The following is a 24,010-nucleotide window of genomic DNA, read 5'->3' on the forward strand; positions in this document are numbered from 1 at the left end:
TCAGGGGCGGAACGAGCGGGAATGGGGTGTCCGGTCGACGCCCGCCTTGACGGAGGCGGGCGCCGACCGGGAGTGGTCAGCCGAGGATTTCCTCGATCTGGGCCTTGGCCTCGTCGAGCAGGGCCTGGTTGTCGGCTCCCGGCTCCACAGCCTTCTGGAGCATCGGGATCAGTGCCGTGTCGACGATCTGCTGCCACTTGGCGTTGGCCGGCCGCGGCATGGTGGCAGGACCCTCGAGGGTGGCGATCAGCGCCTCGAAGTGCTCGTAGCCCGGCTGGTCGGCGTACTTCTCGAAGGCCGACTTGCGTGCCGCGAGCCCCAGCGCGGAGTCGATGCTCAGGTCGTTGTGGTCATAGGCGAACTGGATGAACTCCTGGGCGAGCTCCTTGTTGTCCCCCGCCTTGGGGATCGAGAGGTACCAGTTGCCCGGCACGGCGCCGATACCAGCATCTCCTGCGATCATCGGCGCGGCGCCCACCTTGCCCTTGACCTTCGAGTCTTCAGGGATCTGGGGATACGCGTGTGCCCAGAACTTCGTCATCGCCACCTGGCCCTGGTTGAACAGGTTCTGCGCTGCAGCCCAGTCGACCTGGGACGCACCCTCGGGCGCATCCGCCACGGCCTCGGTGTAGAAGTCCAGGGCGGCCAGGTGCTCGGCGTTGTCGATGATGACGTTGCCGTCCGCGTCGAGAACCATGCCGGGCGAGCCAGCCTGCGCGACATGTGCCAGCCACTCCGTCTCGACCGCACCCTTGACGTCGGTGCCGTAGAGGTCGGTCGTGCCGTCGCCGTCGGTGTCCTGGGTGAAGAACGCCGCCATGTCCTGGAACTGCTGCCAGTCGGTCGGGGGCGCCAGCGGGTAACCGTACTCCTTCTCGAAGGCAGCCTGCTGCTTGGGGTCCTCGAACAGGTCGGTGCGGTAGAACAGGATCTCCGCGTTGGTCCACACCGGCATCCCGACGAACGTGCCGTCGACCTGGGCCTCTTCGACCAGCGCCGGGAAGAGGTCCGCCTGGACCTCGTCGGTGAACATGTCGTCCAGGGGCTCGACCCCGTCCGCGAACCCGGTCAGCCAGATGGCGTCCAGGGCCGCGACGTCGAACGACACCGACCCCGAGGAGAACTCACTCGAGAGCCGGTCGTACAACCCGTCGTAGGGCAGCTCGACCAGCGAGACCTTCGTGCCGGTCTCCTCAGTGAACGCCTCGGCCACCGGTTCGAGCTCGGCCTTGCCGCCGCCCTCGACCAGGACCGTGACCGTCTCGGCCCCGTCACTCGACGACGCGTTCCCGCCTGCGCCGCAGGCAGCCATCCCAGCCGCCATCACGAGCGCTGTTGCCGCGGCTCCCATCGTGCGGCCGAACCTCGGCCGAAGCGCTACTTCCGGAAGTCCATGTCCCATCGCATTGCCCTTATCTGTGTGCCCGAGGAGGTTGCCTAATCGTTTAGGCTAAACGTTTAGGCAAAGGTAGATGTGACTGCGATCACGTGTCAATGCCCAAGGCGGGCGGATCTCGTGATCGTGGCCGCACCAGTCACCGTCAGGGACCAGAGATCAGGAGGGGAGGCCCCTGGAAGTGCCAGGTACCGGAGGGTGACCTGCGGTCTCACGTGGGGGAGCCCAGGGGACCCGCGGTGAGGCGCACCCATGAGTAGCCGCGGATGCGGCGGCCCTCCCCGCCGCCGCATCTCCCATCAGAAGGCAGGCACGGATTGTTCTGCAGGCTGGCCTCGACGACGTGCCTCGAGTACCGCGGCTCGTAGCCGGTCCCGAGCCAACGTCAGGCCCGCGTACGCGGCGCCTCGAGCCGTCGACAGACCGAGGACGTGTGTCACCGCTTTGATCTCTGGGACTGTTGGATGGCTCTTGTCGAGTCTTCCGCGCAGCTCGGGCAGTACCTCGTCGACGAGCGGGCGCAATCGGCCCACGAAGTACACCGATTCAGGGTCTAGCGTCACGGCAACGGCACTGACAGCAGTCACGAGCGCCGTGGTGAACGCCTCCAGCACCTCGGCGCGCGCCACCTCGTTGTGCGGCTCCAGCCAGAGATCGTCGATGCGCTGAAGGTTGAGCCCCCGCCCGCGAGCGAACCGTAGAAGCCCGCTCGTGCTCAGCAGCCCGTCCAGGGTCTCGTTGTCGACCCCGGAGAAGAGCACGCCGAAGTCCCCGAAGAAAGAGGTGCGCCCACGGACGAGCTCGTGATCCGTGCAACTTGCGAAGTTCAGGATGCTGCTGACGTTGAAGAGCGCGGCGTTCCTGATGGTGGCGTCATCGATCATGATGCCCAGCAAGGCGGAATTGGCGTCACTCTCGAGCAGCATCGGAGCGTCGACCAGGTCTTCGAGGCTCCGATGCAGCTCGGCGCCCGCGAAGATCTTCATCGACTCCGCGGGACCGAAGATTTCCCTGCCGTCGCGGACACGGCCGGGGACCGCGACGACAATCTGTCGTAAGGGCCCCTCCGCTGACTCGCAGGCCCGCGCGATCAGGTCGACCAGCCATACGGCGGCGCTCCTGACGTCGGGGTGGTCGACCGTCGGGACAATCACGTGCTCGATCTCGCGACCCCTGAGGTCTGTCACCATGGCGCCCGTGGTCTGCGCGCCGAAACTGACACCAACGACGTGGCCGGCCGTCCGGGGCACGTCGACATACGTGGATCGACGGCCGCGGCCGCTGATCGCATCGACTCCGCCGTCGATGACGAAGCCATCGGCGCGAACATCCTCCACCGCCCTGTACACCGTGGCCTTGCTCAAGCCCGTCAGCTCGATGAGCTCGTTGCGCGTCACGGGCGCCCGGGAGAGGACCACGTCAAGGACCGACGCCTTGGTGTAGTCCCGTGACGTGGGGTTGCTGCTCACCGCATCACCCTAGCGAGCCCGATTCGCCGAGTGAGCCGATCCGGGCCTGCCGGCATCGCTCACTTCCCGGGTCCGGGCACGAGCGTCGTCCGCTCAGTCATCACAGTTCCCTGGCTGCTGACGACAGCGCCTGATCTGCGTCGCCTTGGCGGACGGCATGGGCGATCTTGCGGTGTCCCGCGACGACGTCCTCGCGAGTCCGTCCGGCGGAGACCATGCCGAGACAGACCCGCATCTCGGGGGAGACGACGGTGGTGAACATGCGCTGCAGCCGCGGGCTCCCCGTGGCTGCGACGAGCGCCGTGTGGAACTCGATGTCGAACGTGCCGACCGCTGCCCAGTCGCCGGCCGCTGCGGCCGTCTCCATCTGGGTGACGTACTTGTCCAACGCTTCGTACGCCGTCTCCATGAGGCCTCGAGCGATGATCGCCCGGATTGCCGCTGACTCGAGCGCGCCGCGGGCAAGGTAGCCGTCGGCGACGTCCTGATCGGTGAGGACCGGGACAAGGACGCCTCGCTGCGGCTTACTTGCCAGGGGCAGGGCTGCCGACAGGCCGGTCAACCCTGCCCCGACCACCGGCAGGTCCACATCGCCGCCGACCTCGGTGGTGGACCGGTCCGGTCCCTGACAGGAGGTGTCGAGCCAGTACGGCGTGAGCTTCATCGGTGGTTTCTCCAGTACTCGTCGACCCGCGTGGTCTCAGCGGGCATGCCGGGGCGCTAGCTGACAGTGAGCTCTGAGGTGAGCGCGTAGAAGTTGAGCGGGTGCTGCTCGAAGTTCTCGACTCGAGCCGTCGTACCCACTACTGCGGACTCGTGCACAAGGAACACGTTGACCGCCTCGGACTGGAGCCGCTCCGCGAGCTCGGCGTAGGTCTGGAACCGGGCGTCCTGGTCCTCCTCCTGGAGGGCCTGGTTGATGGAGGCGTCGGTCTCCGCATCGCAGTAGTGCGCGAGGTTGTAGCTGCCCTTGCAGGTGTAGTCCGCAGCCAGGTACCCAGCCGGATCGCCCAGGTCGATCAGGTAGCCGCGCGAGAGCAGAAAGGCGTCGTAGTCGCCGGCCAAGACATCGGGCTCGAACGATGCGTATTCACCGGACTTGACCTTCACCTCGACGCCCAGCTCGCCGAGCTGGTCCTGGATCACCGTGGCGAGGTCGCCGAACTCCGGCCGGGAGTTGTAGGCCAGCAGCTCGATCGACAGCGTGCTCGGGTCCACGCCGGCCTCGTCGAGGAGACGCCTGGCCTCATCGAGGTCACGCGAGACCGGGGCGGCGCCTTCGGGCGCCCACGGCAGCTCCGGCGAGAACGGGCCGGTCGCGGGCGTCATCACGCCTTCGTAGATGCTCCCGGAGATGGCCTCGGTGTCGATCGCCTTCTGGATCGCCTGACGCACCAGCGGGTCGTCGAACGGCGGCCGGGAGTTGTTGAGCATCATCGCGGTCGTCCGGGGCATCTCGACCGTGCTGACCTCGACGTCGTCGTTGCCCTCGAGCTCGGCCATGCTGACCACCGGCAGGACGGGGGCGATGTCCACCTCCCCAGTCTGCAGCTGGGTGGCTCGTACGGCGCCGTCGACGATGTACCTGACCTCCGCGGTGGCGAGCGCCGGGGTGCCACCCCAATAGTCCTCGTTGCGCTCCAGGCTGAGCGACTGCTGGGGGATCTCCTCGACGATCTCAAACGGGCCGGTGCAGGTGCCTTTGACGTCTAGCTGCTTCCCCTCGTAGGCCTTCGGGGCGAGGATGCCGGTGTTGGGGGTGGCCATCCGGTATGGGAGCAGCACGTCGGGCTGCTTGGTCCTGATCCGGATCGCGGTCTCGTCCACCGCCTCCACCCCGGCCACCACGTCGGAGTTGAAGGAGCGGGCAGGCGTCTTGCGCTCCAGCAGGTGCGTCAGCGCTCCGGCCACCGCCTCGGCGTCCATCGGCGTGCCGTCCTGGAACTGCACGCCCTCGCGCAGCTGGAACTCCCACGCTGTCGGCTCCACCTGCTCCCACGTCGTCGCCAGCTTCTCTCCCAGGGACCCGTCGGACTCGTACTGCACGAGCGGTTCCAGGCAACCCGTCCGGGCGAGCGTGAAGGAGTCGTCCGTCTCCAGCGCCCACGCAGCGATCGGCGGGTAGAACTCGGCATAGGCCACGTGCCCGTTGCCGGTGCCTTCGCCCTCGTTGGTCTGTCCGGCGTCGCCACCGCTCATGCCGCATGCCGAGGCGGTCAGCGCGAGAACCGCCAGGCCACCTGCCAAACGCAATCGAGTCATGTACTTGGTCCTTCGTTCGTGGGCGGGATCACGCTCACCCGCGTCAGTCTTGGTGTCGAGGTACTTCGCAGCCAGATGGCGTTTCACTGGTCGGGGCCGATCGGGTCGTCGATCGGCCAGCTTCCGGGTCCGTTCGGACCAACTTCATGAAGGGGGCTCCCGGAGTTGCGCGATGACGTCGTCCAGGGGTACGGCCATGGCCCGAGCCACGTTCGTCCAGTCGTCCTTGGCATGGGCCAGCAGGTAGTCGCGGCGTGCTGGGACACGCCCGGCACGCCAGTTGGTGATCAGCGCGCGCAGCGTGAGACGAGCCAGCGCCGCAACCGGCAGCAGGGGAAGCTCCGATTCCTGGATCGGCCGTGCCTGCTCGTAGCCGGCGACGAAGCTGCAGGCCTCCCGCCACGGGCCGTCGGGCGCCCGTCCCAGCAGGTTCGCCAGCGTGACGGCCGGGTCGAAGATCACGGCACTGCGCACGGTGTCACCGAAGTCGATGATGCCGGTGACGAAGTCGTGGCGCCGCGGGTCCACGACCACGTTGTGAGGGCTGTAGTCACCGTGGATCACCTGCGTCTCGAGATCACCCAGCCTCGGAACGACTGCTTCCTCGAAGAGCCGGAAGACCTCCTGTGCCAGGTGACGGTGCTCGGCGTTCGGCGTGTGCTCGACGAGTCCTGTCAGCTGGTGGAAATGCCGGATGTCCCACACCAGGACCCGCTGGTCGGCAGGGTGCGCGAACCCCGCGAGCGCCACGTCAACTCGCCCGAGCATCTCGCCCACCTTGGCGAGCTGATCCTGGTCCGGGTTCGTCCCGGCCAGGACGGGCCCATCCACGAAGGTGAACACCCGAAGGACTCGCGTCCTGCCGTCGTTCAGATCGATGTTGACGTGGTCGTCTCCGTCGACGGTCAGCTTCACCCGCTGGACCGGCAGTTCCGGAGCGTTGCCTTCGAGGAAGCGCATCGCGGCCGTCTGGAGCGCGACCACCAACTCTGGCTCGTCAGGTGGTGAGACCTTCACCAGGTAGCCCGACGAGTCGGTGCTGATTCGGAACGTGTCGTCCTTCTCCGTGGCCAGTGGCTCGAGATCTCCGCTGACGTCGTAGTGGCGTTCCAGGAGGAGGCCCACCAGCATCGCGTCGATGGGCTGGTGAGACGACCCCAGGCCGCTCTCCTGGAGGAGCTGATGGGTGGGGCTCATGGGCGGTGAGGCGCTCACTGTCAGTCCCTTCTGCCCGCCCGCTACAGGCGATCCTTCGCCACTTCGGCGAAGGTCTCCAGGAATCGGGTCACGTCGTCGGAGGTGAAGGCCAGCGGCGGGCGGATCTTCAGGACGTTCGCCGACTGGCCCGTGCCGTTGATGAGGATCCGACGGTCACGAAGGTCGTTGATGACGTCCTCGGTGCGGGCGCGGTCGGGCTCGAGCGTCGCCCGGTCCTTGACGATCTCCACACCGACGTACAGACCGCTGCCACGCACCTCAGCGACGTAGGCGGAGTCCTTGGTGATCTCCTCGAGTCCGGCGCGCAGCGCCGTGCCGTTCTCGAGGACGCGCTGCTGCACGTTCTCCATTTCGAAGACGTCCAGCACCGCAGCGCCGGCGGCCACCGGGATCGAGCTGCCACCGAAGGTGTTGAAGTAGCGCACGTTCCGTCCGAACTCGTCGGAGACCTCGGGACGGAAGACCACACCGGAGAGCGGCAGCCCGTTGCCCATCGGCTTGCCCATGGTGACGATGTCCGGCAGCACGCCGTGCCGGCTGAAGCCCCACATCGAGTCTCCGAGCCGGGCGAATCCCGACTGCACCTCGTCGGCGATGTAGACACCGCCCGCCCCATGGACCTCCTCCACCACCCCGTGCATGTAGCCGACCGGGTCCGTGAAGATCCCGTCACTGGTGTAGGCACAGTCGGTGACCAGCGCCGCGAGCCGGTAGCCGTGGCGCTCGAGGTCATCGATCGCGTCGCGCACCTGCTTGCGCATGTGCTCGGCCAGAGTTGATCCGGGCGCCGCGAGTCGCGGGTCAGGAGGGTCGATGAGCCGCACGTTCGGACCCAGTGGTGACCCTGTGCCGAGATGCGGCGAGAAGCTCGCAACTTCGCGGGTGATGCCGTGGTAGGCCCATCGGGTCACGATGATTCCCTCACCACCGGTGTGGTACCTCGCCACCCGCACCGCGAGGTCGTTGGCCTCCGACCCGCTGCAGGCCAGGCTGATCTTCGAGAGCTCCTCGGGGAAGGTCGCGAGCAGGCGCTCTGCGTAGTCGACCAGGGACTCCTGGACGTAGCGGGTGTTGGTGTTGACTGCCGCCATCTGGCGGGCGACGGCTTCGACGACGTGCGGGTGGGCGTGCCCGACGCACGGAACGTTGTTGTACGCGTCGAGGTAGTCGTTGCCGTCACGGTCCACCAGGTGCGCGCCATGGCCTGCGACGAACTCGACCGGCTCCTTGTAGATGAGCGTGTAGCCGGGACCCAGCACGTTGTTCCGGCGCTGGATGGTCTCCTGGAGATGCTCGGGGAGCTCGCTCAGTACACCTGGGTCGAACCGGTTGGGGTAGTTGACGATCGCTCGACTCAGGGTCGATGTCATCGGGGGGTCACCTTCACTCTTGTTTGATCGGTTGGGCCGAGTCTCGGGGGCTGGACCTGCGTTCTGGGGTGCCAACTGCTCAGATCCCGAGCATCGTGTTCAGCTCGTCCAGGGACTTCACCACCGTGAGGTCGTAGCCCGGCGGCACCGGGTCGTAGCCACGGTCCAGCAGCACCAGGTTGCGGAAGCCCATGTCGTGCATCGGCATGTGGTCGTAGCGGGTGTGCGAGGCGACGTGCACGAAGTCCTCGGGTGTGGCGTCCAGCTGGTCGAGCATGTACTCGAACGCGCCGTACCGGGGCTTGTAGTAGCCGGCCTGCTCGGCAGTGAAGACCGCGTGGAAGTCCGCACCCAGCCGCGGCACGCTCTCGGCAAGGAAGGAGTCGTCGGCGTTGGAGAGGATCACCAGCTTGTAGTGCTCGCCCATCTTCTTCAGCGGCGCCGGCACGTCCGGGTGCGGGCCCCAGCTCCGGACGCCGTCGGCGAACCGCTTCCCCGCGCTCGGGTCCGACTCGATCCCCCACTTGCGGCAGACCCGGTCGAAGGAGTCCTGCAGCACCTGCTCGTAGGGGTAGTACTCCCCGTGGACTTGGTCGTAGCGGTAGCCGCGGAACTCCGCCACGAACCGGTCCCACTTCTCGGCGGGGATCTGGTCGCCGACCAGCTCCTTGGTGATCGGCGTCATCGGCCAGCTGATCAGGGTGCCGTAGCAGTCGAACGAGACGTACTTCGGACGGAAGGAGGGGTTGCTCATGGGATGCCTTCTGATCGGGGGCTCGGAGAGGAACTGAGGGTCGATCTCGGTTCAGTCGTTGTTGTGTCTCATTCTCAGACTGAGACTATAGTAGGACTCTGCCGTCTTCGGGCCGGCATGTCAAGAGTCGCCGCGGCCGGTGTGAGGCGGCCTCAGGACTGCACGCGGGTAGTAACCCAGGAACGGCGAGGCGTTCTCGATCGACGTGGGGGGCACGACGACTCCGGTGCAGCCTCGTAGCGCGGACGAAGCCCATCCTGGTCGTCACCGCGTTCGACGATGCATTGCTCGCCACGCCATGCCGCATCCCTCACCGTGCACCGCGGTGAGTGCGGTGAACGCCGGGCACCGAGTGGAGCGACGAGCTGCGCAGCCACGGGGCTCGCTTCCCCACCAGTCCCCTACCGAGCGCAAGGTCAGCAGGGGGATAGGCCCGAGAATGCCAGAAACCGCAGGCTGACCTGCGGTTTCTCGTGGTGGAGCCTAGGGGACTCGAACCCCTAACCCCCTGCTTGCAAAGCAGGTGCGCTACCAATTGCGCCAAGGCCCCGGGTGGCCGGACGAGCCGGCCAGGGTGTGGATCAGGCTGCGTCCACCAAGCGCTGTGGTCAGGCCTTGTCGACCGGGTCGGTCGCCTCGGCCCACAGCGCCTGCTCGGTGCGGCCCTCGTCGAACTTCTTCTTCGCGATCGCGGCGCCCGCGGCGGCGATCAGGACGAGCAGGATCTTCTTCATGTTCGCTCCTATGGCCTGCTCACGGCGGGCCGTCCGGGGGCTGGCCTTGCGGGGGTTGGTGGGCCTAACAGGACTTGAACCTGTGACCTCTTCCTTATCAGGGAAGCGCTCTAACCGTCTGAGCTATAGGCCCGCACCGGCGGATTCGCCGAGGGGGAACACTACAACAAGCCGAGACGTGCCAACAAAACGTCAGTGCTCGTCCTCGGCGAGGGTGACCTCGATGCCGCCGAGCAGGGCCGCTGCCATGTTGTAGAGGAACGCCCCGAGGGTCGCGATCGCGGTCAGCAGCACCACGTCGATGACGCTGACCAGGAGGGTGAAGCCGAGCACCCGCGACATGCCGACGTAGTTGGTCACGTCGAAGGTGCTGGTGTTGTTGTCGCCCTCGACCACGCTGGCGACGGCCGAGTTGATCGAGTCCCAGACGCCGGCAGCGCCCAGCACCGACCACACCATGAAGACCGCCACGAAGGTGACGACGCCGAAGGCGACCGACAGCAGGAAGGCCGTCTTCATCACCGACCACGGGTCGACCCGGGTCAGCCGGAGCCGGGCCCGGCGGGGTGCCCGGGGACCGGGGCGGCGCGGGGACGCCTCCGGCTTGGCGTTGGCAGCGTGCTCGCGGGCAGCACCGGCGAGCCGGGACTGGAGGCGCTCGGCCAGCGACGGACGGTCCGCTGCTCTCTCAGGGGAGGTCGCGGTGCGCTCCGACATGGATCACTCCTCCGTCTCGGTGTCGTCCTGGCTCTCGATTGTTGCACCCTCGGCCTCCTCGGGCGATTCGCCCGCGTCGGCGGTCGGCTCCGCGGCGTCCTCGCCGGCGGCGTACGGCGACGCCTCGGTGTCGGTCGGGTCCGCGGACGGAGGCTCGTCCTCGACGCCCTCCTCCTCGCGCGCCTCGACCGAACGGGCGACGACGGCGACGGCGTCCCCGGCCTTGGGCGCGACGAACTTGACGCCCATCGTGGACCGGCCCATCGGGCGGAAGTCGGCGTTGATCGGGCTGCGCACGACCTGGCCGGCCTGGGTGATCGAGAGGACCTCGTCGCCCTCCTCGACGATGAAGGCGCCGACGAGCCCGCCGCGGTCCTCGTTGGCCAGCGACATCGCCTTGATGCCGATGCCGCCACGGGACTGCAGCCGGTAGTCGTTGATGCGGGTGCGCTTGGCGAAGCCGCCGTCGGTGATGGTGAAGACGTACTGCTCCTTCACGCCCGGAAGCCCGTCTGCCTCGTCCTCGGCAGAGGCGTCAGCGGCCAGGGCAGCCTCGGCGGCCTCCTCGGCCGCGACCTGGGCCGCGCGGATGACCGACATCGAGAGCAGCTGGTCGCTGTCGCGGAACTTCATGCCGGTGACGCCCGACGTGGCGCGGCCCATCGGCCGGAGCTGGGTGTCGTCGGCCTTGAAGCGGATCGCCTGGCCCTTGCGGGAGACGAGCAGGATGTCGTCCTCGGCGTTGACCAGCTCGGCGCCGATCAGCTCGTCGTCGTCCTCGCGGAAGTTGATCGCGATGACGCCGGCCTGCCGGGGGCTGTTGTAGTCGGCGAGGCGGGTCTTCTTGACCAGGCCGTTCTTCGTCGCGAGCACGAGGTAGGGGGCCTGCTCGTAGTCGCGGATCGCCAGCACCTGCGCGATCGACTCGTCGGGCTGGAAGGACAGCAGCCCGGCGACGTGGCCGCCCTTGGCGTCGCGCTGCGCCTCGGGGAGGTTGTAGGCCTTGGTGCGGTAGACCCGGCCGGCCGTCGTGAAGAACAGCAGCCAGTGATGGTTGGTCGTGGCGATGAAGTGCTCCACCACGTCGTCGCCGCGCAGGGTCGCGCCGCGCACGCCCTTGCCGCCCCGCTTCTGGAGGCGGTACTGCTGGCGGGAGGTGCGCTTGGCGTAGCCGCCTCGGGTGATCGACACGACGAGGTCCTCGTCGGGGATCAGGTCCTCCATCGAGAGGTCGCCGTCGGCCGCGATGATCTGGGTGCGCCGCTCGTTGCCGTACTTCGCGACGACCTCGCCGAGCTCATCGGTGATGATCTGCCGCTGGCGGGTCTCGTTGGCGAGGATGTCCTGCAGGTCGGCGATGACCGTCTCGAGGCGGGCGAGCTCGTCGATGATCTTCTGCCGCTGCAGCGCCGCGAGCTGGCGCAGCTGCATCTCGAGGATGGCGTTGGCCTGCAGCTCGTCGATGTCGAGCAGCTGGATCAGGCCCTGGCGCGCCTCGCTGACGTCGGGCGAGCGCCGGATCAGGGCGATCACCTCGTCGAGCATGTCGAGCGCCTTCACCAGGCCGCGGTAGATGTGCGCCTGCTCCTCCGCCTTGCGGAGCCGGTAGCGGGTCCGGCGCTGGATGACGTCGACCTGGTGCGCGACCCAGTTGCTGATGAACTGGTCGATCGTCAGCGTGCGCGGCACGCCGTCGACGAGCGCGAGCATGTTGGCCGAGAAGTTGGTTTGCAGCTCGGTGTGCTTGAAGAGGTTGTTCAGTACGACGCGCGCCACGGCGTCGCGCTTGAGCACGACGACCAGGCGCTGGCCGGTGCGCGAGGAGGTGTCGTCGCGCACGTCGGCGATGCCCTGGATGCGGCCGTTGTCGGCGAGCTCGGCGATCTTGAGCGCCAGGTTGTCCGGGTTCACCATGTAGGGCAGCTCGGAGATCATCAGGCAGGTGCGGCCCTTGGAGTCCTCGTCGATCTCGACGACTGCCCGCTGGGGGATCGAGCCGCGGCCGGTGCGGTAGGCCTGCTCGATGCCCTGGCGGCCCACGATGAGCGAGCCCATCGGGAAGTCGGGGCCCTTGATCCGCTCGACCAGGGCGTCCTGCAGCTCCTCGCGGGTGGCGTCGGGGTGCTCGAGGGCCCAGATCGCGCCCTCGGCGACCTCGCGGAGGTTGTGGGGCGGGATGTTGGTGGCCATGCCGACCGCGATGCCGGCGGACCCGTTGACCAGCAGGTTGGGGAACCGGCTGGGCAGGATCGTGGGCTCGGTCGACTTGCCGTCGTAGTTGGGCTGGAAGTCGACGGTGTCCTCGTCGATGTCGCGGACCATCTCCATGGCCAGCGGCGCCATCCGGCACTCGGTGTATCGCATGGCGGCCGCGGAGTCGTTGCCCGGCGAGCCGAAGTTGCCCTGGCCGTTGATCAGCGGCGCGCGCATCACCCAGGGCTGGGCGAGGCGGACCATGGTGTCGTAGATGGCCGAGTCGCCGTGGGGGTGGTACTGACCCATGACGTCGCCGACGACGCGGGAGCACTTGTTGAACCCGCGGTCGGGCCGGTAGCCCCCGTCGTACATCGCGTAGAGGATGCGGCGGTGCACGGGCTTGAGGCCGTCGCGCACGTCGGGCAGCGCGCGGCCGACGATGACCGCCATCGCGTAGTCGATGTAGGAGCGCTGCATCGACTGCTGGAGGTCGATGGGCTCGATGCGGCCGCCGCCCCCGCCGTCGCCGATCAGGTTGCCGGTCGTCTCAGTCATTCTGCGTGCCTCTCGGGCTCTCTAGCTCGTGTCCTAGATTCCTGGATAGTTGTGCATCGGTGGTCGAGGAGGCGCGCCAGCGCCGTCTCGAAGCCACCGCGCCACTAGATGTCCAGGAACCTCACGTCCTTGGCGTTGCGCTGGATGAAGGACCGCCGCTGCTCGACGTCCTCGCCCATCAGGATCGAGAAGATCTCGTCGGCCTGGGCGGCGTCCTCGAGGGTCACCTGCAGGAGGATCCGGCCGTTGGGGTCCATCGTGGTCTCCCACAGCTCGTCGGCGTTCATCTCGCCGAGACCCTTGTAGCGCTGGACCGGCATCTCCTTGGGCAGCTTCTTGCCCTGGGCCAGGCCGTCCTTCATCAGGGCGTCGCGCTCGGCGTCGGAGTAGACGAACTCGTGCTCGTGCGGCTTGTTCCACCGCAGGCGGTAGAGCGGCGGCTGAGCCATGTAGACGTAGCCGTGCTCGATGAGCGGCTTCATGAAGCGGAACAGCAGGGTGAGCAGCAGGGTGTTGATGTGGTGGCCGTCGACGTCGGCGTCGGCCATCAGCACGACCTTGTGGTAGCGCAGCTTCTCGATGCTGAACTCCTCGTGGATGCCGGTGCCGAGCGCCGAGATGATCGCCTGGACCTCGCTGTTGGCGAGCACCTTGTCGATGCGCGCCTTCTCGACGTTGAGGATCTTGCCCCGGATCGGGAGGATCGCCTGCACGCGCGGGTCGCGGCCCTGGCGCGCGGAGCCACCGGCCGAGTCACCCTCGACGATGAAGACCTCGCACTCCTCCGGGTTGGTCGACTGGCAGTCGCTGAGCTTGCCGGGGAGGCCTCCGCCACCGAGCAGCCCCTTCCGGCTGCGGGCCAGGTCGCGCGCCTTGCGGGCCGCGATCCGGGCGCTCGCCGCCGCCTGGGCCTTGCGCACGATGTCCCTGCCCTCGGCCGGGTTCTGCTCCAGCCAGGCGCCGAGCTGGTCGTTGACGATGCGCTGGGTGAAGCCCTTGGCCTCGGTGTTGCCGAGCTTGGTCTTGGTCTGGCCCTCGAACTGGGGGTCGCCGAGCTTGATCGAGATGATCGCCGTGAGGCCCTCGCGGACGTCGTCACCCGAGACACGGTCCTCCTTCTTCTTGATCAGGCCCCACTCCTCGCCCCAGTTGTTGACCAGGGAGGTGAGCGCCGCCCGGAAGCCCTCCTCGTGGGTGCCGCCCTCGTGGGTGTTGATCGTGTTGGCGAAGGTGTGCACCGACTCGGTGAACGAGGTGTTCCACTGCATCGCCACCTCGAGGCTCATATGCTGGGTCGAGTCCGTGGCCGCGGCCTCCGCCTCGAACGAGATGACGGTCGGGTGGGCCTTGTCCTTGCGGCGGTTGAGGTGCTCCACGTAGTCGACGAGGCCGCGGTCGTACTTGAAGACGCGCTCGAGGCCCTTGTCGATGCGATGGATCGCGTCGGAGCTGGCCTGGTCGACGCTCGCGTCGATGGTGCCGTCCTCGACGGCCGCCGCGATCTCGTCGGCGATCTCCCGCTCGTCGCGGACCACGATCTCCAGGCCCTTGTTGAGGAAGGCCATCTCGCGGATGCGGGTGGTGATCGTCTCGAGGTTGTACGTCGTGGTCTCGAAGATGTCGGGCGAGGCGAACCAGGTCACCGTCGTGCCCGTGCCCTCACCCTCCTCGAGGTCGCGCACCTCGCGCAGCTCGTAGTCGGGGACGCCGAGGGAGAACTCCTGCTCCCACAGCTTGCCGCGGTTCTTCACCTCGACCTTGAGGTGCGTCGAGAGCGCGTTGACGACCGAGACGCCGACGCCGTGGAGACCGCCGGAGACCTTGTAGCCGCCGCCGCCGAACTTGCCACCGGCGTGCAGCATCGTGAGCGCCATCGTGACGGCGGGCATGTCCTGCCCGGGCGCGGTGTCGGTCGGGATGCCGCGGCCGTTGTCCTCGACCTTGACGCTCCCGTCGCGCTGCAACGTGACGACGATGCGGTCGCAGTAGCCCGCGAGCGCCTCGTCCACGGCGTTGTCGACGATCTCCCAGATCAGGTGGTGGAGGCCGCGCTCGCCGGTGGATCCGATGTACATGCCGGGACGCTTGCGCACCGCCTCCAGGCCCTCGAGCACCTGGATCGCGGATGCGTCGTAGGCGACGCCGTTCGGGGGCTCGGGCGGGGTCTGCTGGCTCAACACTGACCTCTTCTGCCGGCCCCGTCTGGGTGGTGACGGAGCGCAGGGACATGGTTCGGGGCATGACGAGGGTCGCGACTGCGAGGAGTCGGCGACCCGCGCGCCAGTCTAGCCGTCAGGGGCCCAGAATCCACTCACCCACCCGCCCGGGGGGACATCTGTGGAGGAAACAGGCCCCTGAGGGCTCCGGAAAGGCCTCGGGAAGCCCCGCACAGGGGGCCGGACAGGTCCCGATATGGGCGGGAGGCCCGCAGATCGTCCAGATCGGGGCAGGCCGCCCGGGTCACCGGTCACCCGTAGGTGTCGCGGGGACCCCGGCCGTCGCGGGAGGAGAACCGGCCCTTCTTCCACGTCGGCAGGTGCGGGCCGAGGACCTCGATGCGCAGCACCGTGCCGTCGCCGAGCTCCTGGTTGAGCCGCCTGACGACCTGGGGGGCGAGCAGCTTGAGCTGGGTGGCCCACGCGGTCGAGTCGGTGCGCACCACGAGGGTGCCGTCGGCGAACGACTCCGGCGTGCAGTGGCCCGCCACCTCGCCGCCGACCAGCTCGGCCCAGCGGCCGAAGACGCCCTGCACCTTGAGGTCGAGCTCCCAGCCGTGACTGGCGACCAGCCGCTCCAGCGCCGTCTCGAGCAGCTGCGGGTCGCGGTCGTCCGGGTGCGCGCCGCTCGCCTTGGCGCGCGTACGCCGCCGCCACAGGTCGCCGCCCGCCTTGCCCTTGCGGGCGGGCCGGCCGGGCGCGGCGCCGGCCGCCCTCCGGGCCGCCTTCGCCAGGTCGAGCCCGTCGGGGCGGTGCTCCTCGGCCTCCTCAGGCACCGGCCGGTCGAGCGAGTCCGGCCGGTCGAGCGAGTCCGGCCGGTCGAGCGGAGTCGAGACCTCCGGCTCTTCCTCAGTCATCGCGCACGACCGTGCCCTCGGAGACGACGTACCGCACCCCGCGGAGCGCCGCCGGCACGTCCTCGGCCACCGCGGCCGTGACCAGCACCTGCTCGGCGCCGGCGACCAGGTGGGCGAGCTGCTCGCGACGACCCGTGTCCAGCTCGGCGAAGACGTCGTCGAGCACCAGGATCGGGTCGTCGCCGTCGGCGCGGAGCAGGTCGTAGGACGCCAGCCGCAGGGCGAGCGCGAAGGACCACGACTCGCCGTGCGAGGCGTAGCCCTTCACCGGCAGCCGCAGCTCGCCGTTGCCGAGCGAGCAGAGGAGGTCGTCCCGGTGCGGCCCGACGAGGGTGATGCCGCGGTCGAGCTCGTCGGAGCGGCGGGCCTCGAGCTCCTCGAGGAGGCGCTGCTCGAGGGTGGTGTCGAGGCTCGTCGCTTGCGCGCCTCGCTCCTCCACCACCGAGAGGTCCAGGTCGAGGCTCGCCTTGTAGTCGATCTCCGCGTCGTCCCGCCCGGCACCACGGGCGACCGCCTCGTAGGCCTTGCCGAGGTAAGGCCGCAGATCCGCGACCAGCTCGAGCCGCGCGCCGAGGATCTCCGCGCCGACCCGGGCCAGGTGCGAGTCCCAGACCGTCAGCGTCGAGAGCGCGGACTCGCGCGACGAGCCGCGCGCCAGGCCGGCGGTCTTGAGCAGCGAGTTGCGCTGCCTGAGCACCCGGTCGTAGTCGCTGCGCACGCCGGCGAAGCGGGGCGCCCGCAGCACCAGCAGGTCGTCGAGGAAGCGGCGCCGGTCGGTCGGGTCGCCCTTGACCAGGGTCAGGTCGTCGGGTGCGAAGACCACCGTGCGGACCAGGCCGATCAGGTCGCGCGGACGCGCGAGCGGCGACCTGTTGACCCGGGCCCGGTTGGCGCGGCCCGGGTTGAGCTCCACCTCGAGCACCGCCGTACGCCCGTCGCGCACGACCGCGGCCCGCACCAGAGCCTGGTCGGCGCCCGCCCGGACGAGCGGCGCATCGGACGCGACCCGGTGGGACGAGAGCCGGGAGAGGTAGTCGATGGCCTCGACCAGGTTGGTCTTGCCCTGGCCGTTGCGTCCCAGGAACGCTGTCGCGCCCGGCTCCAGCTCGAGGTCGAGGTCGGCGTAGGAGCGGAAGTCGTGGAGCGTGAGGTGCGCGACGTGCAAGGACGACCTAGCTCTCGCCGGGCTCGAAGCCACTGCCCGCGCCGGCCTCCTCCGCGGCGCCGGACTGCTCGGGGTGGCTGGTGGCCGGCTGCTCCACAGGGGTGGCGGCCGCGACGTCGCCGCCCGCGGGCGGTGCGGTGCGCACGGCGTGGCCACCGAACTGGTTGCGCATCGCGGCGACCGCCTTCATCGTCGGCGAGTCGTCCTGCCGGGAGACGAAGCGGGCGTAGAGCGCGGCCGTGATCGCGGGGGTGGCGACGGCGTGCTCGATGCCGGCCTCGACGGTCCACCGGCCCTCGCCCGAGTCCTCGGCGTAGCCGGCGATCTGGGACAGGCCGGGATCGGCGTCCAGCGCCGCCACCATCAGGTCGAGCAGCCACGACCGGATGACGGTGCCCTCACGCCAGGACCGGAAGACCTCGGTCACGTTGTCGACCAGATCGACGGTCTCGAGCAGCTCCCAGCCCTCGGCGTAGGCCTGCATGATCGCGTACTCGATGCCGTTGTGGACCATCTTGGAGAAGTGACCGGCGCCGACCTTGCCGGCGTGCACGGAGCCGAACTCGCCCTCCGGCTTGAGGGCGTCGAAGGCCGGCTGCACCTTCTCGATGTCGGCCGCGTCGCCGCCATACATCAGGGCGTAGCCGTTCTCCAGGCCCCAGACGCCACCGGAGACACCGCAGTCGACGTAGCCGATGCCCTTCTCGGCGAGCGAGGCGGCGTTGGCGAGGTCGTCGGTCCAGCGGGAGTTGCCGCCGTCGACGACGAGGTCGCCCTCGTCGAGGAGCTCCTTGAGCTCGGCGACCGTGGCACGGGTGGGCTCACCCGCAGGCACCATCACCCAGACGACCTTCGGCGTGGGCAGCTTGTCGACCAGCTCGGCCAGCGAGCCGACGTCGCTGACCTCGGGGTTGTGGTCGTAGCCGACCACGTTGACCCCGGCGCGGCGCATCCGCTCGCGCATGTTGCCGCCCATCTTGCCCAGGCCGACGAGTCCGATGTCCATACGTTGCCCTCCAGCTGGCGGGTGCGGTGTCGTTGCCACTCAACCACGCGGCTGCGCGGCGGAGAAGGCTAGGAGAGCAGGCGCCGCGGCATCAGCAGGTAGCGGAAGTCGCCGGTCTCCTCCGAGCCCTCGCCCAAGGTGTTGGAGATGACGACGGGCTTGGTGGCCTGCGTGAAGGCGAGATCGACGTATTCGCCCTCCAGGGCCGTGAGGCCGTCCAGCAGGAACTGGGGGTTGAAGCCGGTGGTGAGCGCGTCGCCGTCGATCTCGGCGTCGATGACCTCGGTCGCCTGGGCCTCGTCGCCGGAGCCGGCGTCGAGGACGAGCTGCTGGTCCTCGAACTTCAGCTGCACCGCGGTGTTGCGCTCCGCCACCAGGGCGACGCGCTTCACGGTCTCGACGAGCTCGTTGCGGTTGACCTTCGCGACGGTGAGGTGCTCGCTGGGGAACAGCGAGCGGACCTTGGGGAACTCGCCGTCGAGGAGCCGGGTGGTGGTGCGCCGGATGCCTCCCTGGCCGGTGCCCTCGAACCCGATCAGCCCCTCGCCGCTGCCGGACGTGCTCAGGGCGATCGTGATCTCGGGGCCGGAGGTGAGGGACTTGGCAGTGTCGCCGAGCACCTTGGCCGGCACCAGCGCGGCGATGGACGCATCGGGGACGGCGGGCTGCCAGGTCAGCTCGCGGTGGGAAAGGCGGAAGCGGTCGGTGGCCAGCAGGGCCATCGTCGAGCCCTCGATCTCGATGCGTACGCCGGTGAGCACGGGCAGCATGTCGTCGCGACCCGCGGCGGTGACTGCCTGGGCGACGGCGTGCGCGAACTCGCTGCTCGCGACCGTGCCGCTCGGCGCCGGCATCTCGGGCAGCTTGGGGTAGTCCTCGACGGGCATGGTCTGCAGGCTGAAGCGCGCAGAACCACACGTGATCGAGACCCGCGGACCCTCGTGCTTCACCTCGACAGGCTTGGCCGGGAGGCTCCGGCAGATGTCGGCGAGCAGTCGGCCGCTGACCAGGGCGCTGCCCTCGTCGCTGACCTCGGCCTTGAGGTCCGCGCGGGCGGAGGTCTCGTAGTCGAAGGTCGAGAGGACCAGGCCGTCGTTGTTCGCCTCGATCAGGAGGCCGGCGAGCACCGGAGCGCTGGGGCGCACCGGCAGGCTGCGGGCCGCCCAGGCGACGGCGTCGGCGAAGACGTCGCGGTCGACGCGGAACTTCACGGATGGCTCCTCGAGCAGGTTTCGTCAGGGCGGTGTCGTCTGGGACCAGGGCACGCACGCCCGTGGGGTGTGCATCCTGCCATGCCGTGTCGAGTGCTCGGGAGGGGTTGTCCCCAGCTCAGGGCGTGGGTGTCGTTTTCGGGGGATCGTTCCATGGAGAGGTCCGTGGGAGTCATAGCGTCTGTGGAGACTGTGGAGAACTCCCGTTGTCGCAGGTCAGTCGCGGAAGTCGTGGTGCACAGGGGCTGTGCGCCGGGCTGTCGGCCCACTGTGGTGCGTGTGTACGGCGAGGGGTGCGGCGGTGCGTCGGCGCGGACTGCGCACAGGTGCTGTGGACGACGCACCGGGCGGGCCCACACGTTTTCCACAGGCGGGTCGGCGCATCTGCGTATCGAGACCTCAGCCTTGGCGCGCGTGCATCTTGATCCGGTTGGTCAGCTCGCTCACCTGGTTGAAGACCGCGCGGCGCTCGGCGAGCAGCTGGTTGATCTTGCGATCGGCGTACATGACCGTGGTGTGGTCGCGGTTGCCGAACTGGGCGCCGATCTTCGGCAGGGACAGGTCGGTGAGCTCACGGCACAGGTACATGCCGATCTGGCGGGCCATCACCAGGTGGCGGCCGCGGCTGGGGCCGGTGAGGTCGTCGATCGATACCCCGAAGTAGGCCGCGGTCTGCGCGATGATGAGCGCCGGGGTGATCTCGGGCTCGCCGCCCTCGGGGATCAGGTCCTTGAGCACGATCTCGGCCAGGGTCATGTCGACCTCCTGGCGGTTGAGGTTGGCGAAGGCGGTCACCCGGATGAGCGCACCCTCGAGCTCGCGGATGTTGGTCTGGATCTTGCTGGCGATGAACTCGAGCACGTCCGGCGGCGCGGTGAGCCGGTCCATGGCGGCCTTCTTGCGCAGGATCGCGATGCGGGTCTCGAGGTCCGGCGGCTGCACGTCGGTGATCAGGCCCCACTCGAACCTGTTGCGGAGCCGGTCCTCGAGCGCCTCCAGCCGCTTGGGCGCCCGGTCGGAGGTGAGGACGATCTGCTTGTTGGCGTTGTGCAGCGTGTTGAACGTGTGGAAGAACTCCTCCTGGGTCTGGGTCTTGCCCTCCAGGAACTGGATGTCGTCGATGAGGAGCACGTCGACGTCGCGGTAGCGCCGCTTGAACCGGTCCTGCCGGTCGTCGCGGATCGCGTTGATGAATTCGTTGGTGAACTCCTCGCTCGACACGTAGCGGACCTTGGCGCCGGTGTAGAGGCTGCGCACGTAGTGGCCGATGGCGTGGAGCAGGTGGGTCTTGCCGAGCCCGGACTCGCCGTAGACGAGCAACGGGTTGTAGGCCTTGCCGGGCGCCTCGGCCACGGCGACCGCGGCCGCGTGGGGAAACCGGTTGGACGAGCCGATGACGAAGGTCTCGAACGTGTACTTGGGGTTGAGCCGGGTTTCGAGAGCCGAGGGGCCGCGGCGGTCGGCCGGGTCCGTGCCCGGCATCGGGCCGGGGATGGCGCCCGGGTCGGCGACCGGCGCAGCCATGGTGAGGTCGCCAGCTGCCTGTGGATTTGTCGACAAGTCGTCTTGTCGATGGATCGGCTCGTCCACGTGCGCGGCGGCACGCTCCTCGAGCGCCGGATTGACCGAGACCGCGAGCCGGATCTCGCGGCCGAACGCCTCGCTGAGGGAGTCCTCGAGCTGGCCGCGGAGCCGGCCCTCGAGCTGGCCGCGGGTGAAGTCGTTGGGCACGGCGATGATGGCCGTGCTCTCGTGGAGGGTGACGGGCTCGCTGGCGCGCAGCCATGCCCGCTGGTTGGGCTGGAGCTCACCGACGATCACGCGCCAGGCCGTCCCGAGATCGGTCGTTCGGTCGTCCACAGGGTCCACCTCTGCTCGCAGGTCGTGCCACGCTCACGCCGGTCCTCGTCGCCGACCGCGTCTCCACAGAGTTTTCCACAATCTGTGAACCAAGGGTCATCGGTGTGGAGAAAGCCCGCAAGGCACTGGCCGCCGTCCCCGCTTGCCCGGTATTTGCGCAGGTCACAGGCCTGTGAACGAACGATGTGAGCCAGACCACAAGGGCCCTGCACAGCCTGAGAGACCAGCCTCGACCGAGAGTGCGGGAGCTCGCAACGTAACAAGCGCCCCAGGCACCGGCAAGCGTTTCTCCACAGGTTGTGGCCGGCGTGGGATCGCGCTGGTTTGACCCCCCTCCTCGGTGCCGCGTACCGTTGGCCGGTCACTCCTCGTGGCCGAGCCATGTCACGGGGGATCACGCCGTCACATTGAGTCGACGGGTGCCGCATGTCCATGACTCGCTCCCCGGGGCGAGCGCGTGGGTGGGCGGTGCCAGCCGAAGAGGCAGCCCTCCGCAGCATCAGCGGGGAGCGCACTGGATCCCGCAGTGGAGTGAGACCCGAGATCCCGCACTGAGAAGAGAAGCTCGTGAGCAAGCGTACGTACCAGCCGAACAACCGCCGCCGTCACAAGGTGCACGGCTTCCGCCTGCGGATGCGCACCCGCGCCGGCCGCGCGATCCTGTCGTCCCGCCGACGCAAGGGCCGCAAGAGCCTGGCCGTCTGAGGCCAGCGCCCGCGGCGACCACGCCCGTGCTGCCGGCCGCACACCGTCTCACCGACGCTGACTCCTTCCGGGTCGCCGTGCGCTCCGGCCGCCGCAGCGGGTCGACCACCGTGGTGGTCCACCTCCTCACCGGGCCGGGTGACGACACGCCGGCCCAGGTGGGGTTCGTGGTCAGCAAGGCCGTGGGCATCGCCGTGGTCCGCAACCGCGTGAAGCGTCGTCTCCGACACCTGACCCGGGAGCACCTCGCCCAACTGGGCGGGCTCCCGGGTCCTGTCGTGCTCGTGGTCCGCGCGCTGCCCGCCGCCGCGCACGCGTCGTACGAGGAACTCGGCCGCGACCTGGGCCGTTGTCTGGCCAGGGTGACGGCGTGAAGTATCTGCTCATCGGCCTGTTGAAGGCCTACCGCGCGGTGATCAGCCCGCTCTACGGGCAGGTCTGCCGCTACCACCCGTCGTGCTCGGCGTACGCGCTCGACGCGGTGCGTGAGTACGGCGCGCTGCGCGGCAGCTGGCTCGCCGCGCGCCGCCTCGGCCGATGCCACCCGTGGGCCGCCGGAGGCTACGACCCCGTCCCACCCCGCCGTACCACTCCGCAGCAGGCCACCGACGTGGTCGCGGATCCGTCCCTTACTCGAGGAGCTTGAGTGCTCGACTTCTTCGGTGCCATCGGCAGCTTCATCATGACGCCGCTCTACTACGTGATCTCGGTCGTCCTGATCGGCTTCCACAACCTCTTCAGCGCCATCGGGCTCGACCCCACCGGTGGTGCCGCCTGGGCACTCTCGATCGTCGGTCTCACCCTCGTCATCCGCGCCGCACTGATCCCGCTGTTCGTCAAGCAGATCAAGTCCAGCCGCAACATGCAGCTCATCCAGCCGAAGGTGAAGGAGCTGCAGAAGAAGTACGGCCACGACCGGGAGAAGCTCGCCCAGGAGACGATGAAGCTCTACCGCGAGTCGGGCACCAACCCGTTCGCGTCGTGCCTGCCGATCCTGTTGCAGATGCCGATCTTCCTGGCGCTCTTCCGCCTGCTCGACCGGGCGTCCCACGGAGACCCGAAGGGCATCCTGACCCAGACCCAGGCCGACCAGTTCGGCGAGGCGGAGCTGTGGGGCGTGCCGATCTCGCAGACGTTCATGCGCGCCGACGGAGACGTCGGCGTGATGGTGCTGGCCGCGGTCCTGGTCGTCGCGATGACGGTCACCACGTTCCTCACCCAGCGGCAGCTGATGAGCAAGAACATGCCGGCCGACGCCCTGACCGGTCCCTACGCCCAGCAGCAGAAGATGCTGCTCTACGTGCTCCCCGTGGTCTTCGCGGTCGGCGGCATCGCCTTCCCGATCGGTGTCCTCATCTACTGGACCACCTCGAACCTGTGGACCATGGGCCAGCAGTTCTACGTGATCCGCAACAACCCGGCCCCCGGTACGCCGGCGGCCGCGGCCAAGGAGCAGCGCGACCGCGACAAGGCGCACCGCAAGGGGCAGAAGACACCGGCCGAGCTGGAGCAGGAGCGCCTCGCTGCGGAGGCCGAGGCGGAGCGCCAGGAGCGGCAGGCCCACCGGACGCAGCCCAAGCGGCAGACCCGCAGCCAGCGTAAGAAGCGCTGACCCTCGATTGTCCCGCCGGCCAGCCCGGCGATTCCCATCCACGCAGGAGTGACACGTGACCGACGAAGTGACCGAGACCCGCGACGTTGTGGCGAACACCGGGCAGCAGCCCGAGGCCGATGAGGTGTCCGAGGCTCCGGAGACCACCGACGAGCAGACCGACGAGCAGAACGAGCAGCCGGAGGGCCCCACGCGACCGTCCAAGGTGCAGCGGCTCGAGCAGGAGGGCGACATCGCCGCCGACTACCTCGAGGAGCTGCTCGACATCGCCGACCTCGACGGCGACCTCGACATGGACGTCGAGGGTGACCGTGCCGCCGTCTCGATCGTGGGTGCCGACCTCTCCCAGCTCGTCGGCCGCAACGGCGAGGTGCTCGAGGCGCTCCAGGAGCTGACCCGCCTGGCGGTCTACCGCGAGACCGGTGAGCGCTCGCGCCTGATGCTGGACATCTCGGGCTACCGTGCCGAGCAGCGCAAGCGCCTCCTCGAGCTGGCCGAGGTCTCGATCGAGAAGGTCAAGTCCTCCGGCGCCCCTCTCTCCCTCGAGCCGATGTCTGCGTTCGAGCGCAAGGTCGTCCACGACGCCGTTGCAGCCGCCGGTCTCTCCTCCGAGTCCGAGGGCGCCGAGCCGCGCCGCCACGTGGTGATCCTGCCGGCGTGAGCGACTTCGTTTCACGTGAAACAGAGGGGTCGCGAGAGCCCTCTTC

The 24,010-nt window shown here is 68.7% G+C and carries 21 protein-coding genes and 2 tRNA genes; 5 read left to right on the forward strand and 18 right to left on the reverse strand.

All coding sequences use genetic code 11. The annotated features are described in order from the left end of the window. Positions 1-76: 76 nt before the first annotated feature. From DDE18_RS00205 to dnaA, 18 genes are all read right to left on the reverse strand, one after another. Entirely contained in the window at positions 77-1,351 is a 1,275-nt protein-coding gene (locus tag DDE18_RS00205; RefSeq protein WP_211754336.1) for an extracellular solute-binding protein, read from the reverse strand. A 344-nt stretch (positions 1,352-1,695) separates the two neighbouring features. After that, positions 1,696-2,865: an ROK family transcriptional regulator gene (locus tag DDE18_RS00210; RefSeq protein WP_116570239.1), complete on the reverse strand. Its 1,170-nt coding sequence runs from the start codon at positions 2,863-2,865 to the stop codon at positions 1,696-1,698. 100 nt (positions 2,866-2,965) lie between these two features. After that, positions 2,966-3,529 carry a GntR family transcriptional regulator gene (locus DDE18_RS00215; protein ID WP_116570240.1) on the reverse strand — a complete coding sequence of 188 codons (564 nt, stop codon included), beginning with the start codon at positions 3,527-3,529 and terminating at the stop codon, positions 2,966-2,968. Between the two features lie 56 nt (positions 3,530-3,585). Continuing rightward, a complete protein-coding gene (locus DDE18_RS00220) occupies positions 3,586-5,127 on the reverse strand; it encodes an ABC transporter substrate-binding protein (protein ID WP_211754337.1) in 1,542 nt (513 codons plus the stop codon). 144 nt (positions 5,128-5,271) lie between these two features. After that, on the reverse strand, positions 5,272-6,324 hold the full coding sequence (locus DDE18_RS00225; RefSeq protein WP_116570241.1) for a phosphotransferase: 1,053 nt from the start codon (positions 6,322-6,324) through the stop codon (positions 5,272-5,274). A gap of 41 nt (positions 6,325-6,365) precedes the next feature. Then, positions 6,366-7,715: an aspartate aminotransferase family protein gene (locus tag DDE18_RS00230; protein WP_116570242.1), complete on the reverse strand. Its 1,350-nt coding sequence runs from the start codon at positions 7,713-7,715 to the stop codon at positions 6,366-6,368. Positions 7,716-7,794: 79 nt separating this feature from the next. Then, entirely contained in the window at positions 7,795-8,469 is a 675-nt protein-coding gene (locus tag DDE18_RS00235) for a haloacid dehalogenase type II (protein ID WP_116570243.1), read from the reverse strand. 474 nt (positions 8,470-8,943) lie between these two features. Next, positions 8,944-9,019, reverse strand: a tRNA-Ala gene (locus DDE18_RS00240). A gap of 58 nt (positions 9,020-9,077) precedes the next feature. After that, positions 9,078-9,203 carry a DLW-39 family protein gene (locus DDE18_RS23270; protein ID WP_211754338.1) on the reverse strand — a complete coding sequence of 42 codons (126 nt, stop codon included), beginning with the start codon at positions 9,201-9,203 and terminating at the stop codon, positions 9,078-9,080. Between the two features lie 56 nt (positions 9,204-9,259). Next, positions 9,260-9,336 (reverse strand) — tRNA-Ile (locus DDE18_RS00245). 59 nt (positions 9,337-9,395) lie between these two features. After that, complete coding sequence (locus DDE18_RS00250) at positions 9,396-9,920, reverse strand: DUF3566 domain-containing protein (RefSeq protein WP_116570244.1); 525 nt, start codon at positions 9,918-9,920, stop codon at positions 9,396-9,398. A gap of 3 nt (positions 9,921-9,923) precedes the next feature. Next, the gene (gene gyrA / locus DDE18_RS00255; protein ID WP_116570245.1) at positions 9,924-12,671 is read right to left on the reverse strand and encodes a DNA gyrase subunit A; all 2,748 of its coding nucleotides are present in this window, start codon (positions 12,669-12,671) and stop codon (positions 9,924-9,926) included. A 104-nt stretch (positions 12,672-12,775) separates the two neighbouring features. After that, a complete protein-coding gene (gene gyrB / locus DDE18_RS00260; RefSeq protein WP_133241108.1) occupies positions 12,776-14,851 on the reverse strand; it encodes a DNA topoisomerase (ATP-hydrolyzing) subunit B in 2,076 nt (691 codons plus the stop codon). 287 nt (positions 14,852-15,138) lie between these two features. Continuing rightward, positions 15,139-15,744, reverse strand: coding sequence for a DciA family protein (locus DDE18_RS00265; RefSeq protein ID WP_116570247.1), 606 nt, complete (start codon positions 15,742-15,744; stop codon positions 15,139-15,141). Beyond that, positions 15,737-16,909, reverse strand: a complete 1,173-nt coding sequence (recF, locus tag DDE18_RS00270; protein WP_116570248.1) for a DNA replication/repair protein RecF — start codon at positions 16,907-16,909, stop codon at positions 15,737-15,739. Before recF ends, DDE18_RS00265 begins: the two co-directional genes overlap by 8 nt. A gap of 7 nt (positions 16,910-16,916) precedes the next feature. Next, the gene (gene gnd, locus DDE18_RS00275) at positions 16,917-17,915 is read right to left on the reverse strand and encodes a phosphogluconate dehydrogenase (NAD(+)-dependent, decarboxylating) (protein WP_116570249.1); all 999 of its coding nucleotides are present in this window, start codon (positions 17,913-17,915) and stop codon (positions 16,917-16,919) included. Positions 17,916-17,983: 68 nt separating this feature from the next. Beyond that, on the reverse strand, positions 17,984-19,126 hold the full coding sequence (dnaN, locus tag DDE18_RS00280; protein ID WP_116570250.1) for a DNA polymerase III subunit beta: 1,143 nt from the start codon (positions 19,124-19,126) through the stop codon (positions 17,984-17,986). Positions 19,127-19,525: 399 nt separating this feature from the next. Then, positions 19,526-21,007: a chromosomal replication initiator protein DnaA gene (dnaA, locus tag DDE18_RS00285; RefSeq protein WP_116570251.1), complete on the reverse strand. Its 1,482-nt coding sequence runs from the start codon at positions 21,005-21,007 to the stop codon at positions 19,526-19,528. A gap of 546 nt (positions 21,008-21,553) precedes the next feature. On the opposite strand from dnaA, the gene rpmH reads away from it, so the two are divergent. The 5 genes from rpmH (at position 21,554) to DDE18_RS00310 (ending at position 23,964) form a co-directional block, all read left to right on the forward strand. Then, the gene (gene rpmH, locus DDE18_RS00290) at positions 21,554-21,691 is read left to right on the forward strand and encodes a 50S ribosomal protein L34 (RefSeq protein ID WP_011758123.1); all 138 of its coding nucleotides are present in this window, start codon (positions 21,554-21,556) and stop codon (positions 21,689-21,691) included. A gap of 26 nt (positions 21,692-21,717) precedes the next feature. Further along, positions 21,718-22,065, forward strand: a complete 348-nt coding sequence (gene rnpA, locus DDE18_RS00295) for a ribonuclease P protein component (protein WP_116570252.1) — start codon at positions 21,718-21,720, stop codon at positions 22,063-22,065. Further along, a complete protein-coding gene (yidD, locus tag DDE18_RS00300) occupies positions 22,062-22,337 on the forward strand; it encodes a membrane protein insertion efficiency factor YidD (RefSeq protein WP_116570253.1) in 276 nt (91 codons plus the stop codon). Before rnpA ends, yidD begins: the two co-directional genes overlap by 4 nt. Continuing rightward, on the forward strand, positions 22,338-23,303 hold the full coding sequence (gene yidC / locus DDE18_RS00305; RefSeq protein ID WP_116570254.1) for a membrane protein insertase YidC: 966 nt from the start codon (positions 22,338-22,340) through the stop codon (positions 23,301-23,303). Positions 23,304-23,508: 205 nt separating this feature from the next. Next, complete coding sequence (locus tag DDE18_RS00310; RefSeq protein ID WP_425437538.1) at positions 23,509-23,964, forward strand: Jag family protein; 456 nt, start codon at positions 23,509-23,511, stop codon at positions 23,962-23,964. The last annotated feature ends 46 nt before the right edge of the window (positions 23,965-24,010 follow it).

Origin of the sequence: Nocardioides gansuensis, assembly GCF_003076135.1 — a bacterium.
Taxonomy (GTDB): domain Bacteria; phylum Actinomycetota; class Actinomycetes; order Propionibacteriales; family Nocardioidaceae; genus Nocardioides; species Nocardioides gansuensis.

Bases quoted from the DNA above. Each gene is read 5' to 3' on its own strand.
- DDE18_RS00205 (WP_211754336.1), bottom strand. From the start codon at position 1,351: ATGGGAGCCGCGGCAACAGCGCTCGTGATGGCGGCTGGGATGGCTGCC.
- DDE18_RS00215 (WP_116570240.1), bottom strand. From the start codon at position 3,529: ATGAAGCTCACGCCGTACTGGCTCGACACCTCCTGTCAGGGACCGGAC.
- DDE18_RS00220 (WP_211754337.1), bottom strand. From the start codon at position 5,127: ATGACTCGATTGCGTTTGGCAGGTGGCCTGGCGGTTCTCGCGCTGACC.
- DDE18_RS00225 (WP_116570241.1), bottom strand. From the start codon at position 6,324: ATGAGCCCCACCCATCAGCTCCTCCAGGAGAGCGGCCTGGGGTCGTCT.
- DDE18_RS00230 (WP_116570242.1), bottom strand. From the start codon at position 7,715: ATGACATCGACCCTGAGTCGAGCGATCGTCAACTACCCCAACCGGTTC.
- DDE18_RS00235 (WP_116570243.1), bottom strand. From the start codon at position 8,469: ATGAGCAACCCCTCCTTCCGTCCGAAGTACGTCTCGTTCGACTGCTAC.
- DDE18_RS23270 (WP_211754338.1), bottom strand. From the start codon at position 9,203: ATGAAGAAGATCCTGCTCGTCCTGATCGCCGCCGCGGGCGCCGCGATC.
- DDE18_RS00250 (WP_116570244.1), bottom strand. From the start codon at position 9,920: ATGTCGGAGCGCACCGCGACCTCCCCTGAGAGAGCAGCGGACCGTCCG.
- gyrA (WP_116570245.1), bottom strand. From the start codon at position 12,671: ATGACTGAGACGACCGGCAACCTGATCGGCGACGGCGGGGGCGGCGGC.
- DDE18_RS00265 (WP_116570247.1), bottom strand. From the start codon at position 15,744: ATGACTGAGGAAGAGCCGGAGGTCTCGACTCCGCTCGACCGGCCGGAC.
- gnd (WP_116570249.1), bottom strand. From the start codon at position 17,915: ATGGACATCGGACTCGTCGGCCTGGGCAAGATGGGCGGCAACATGCGC.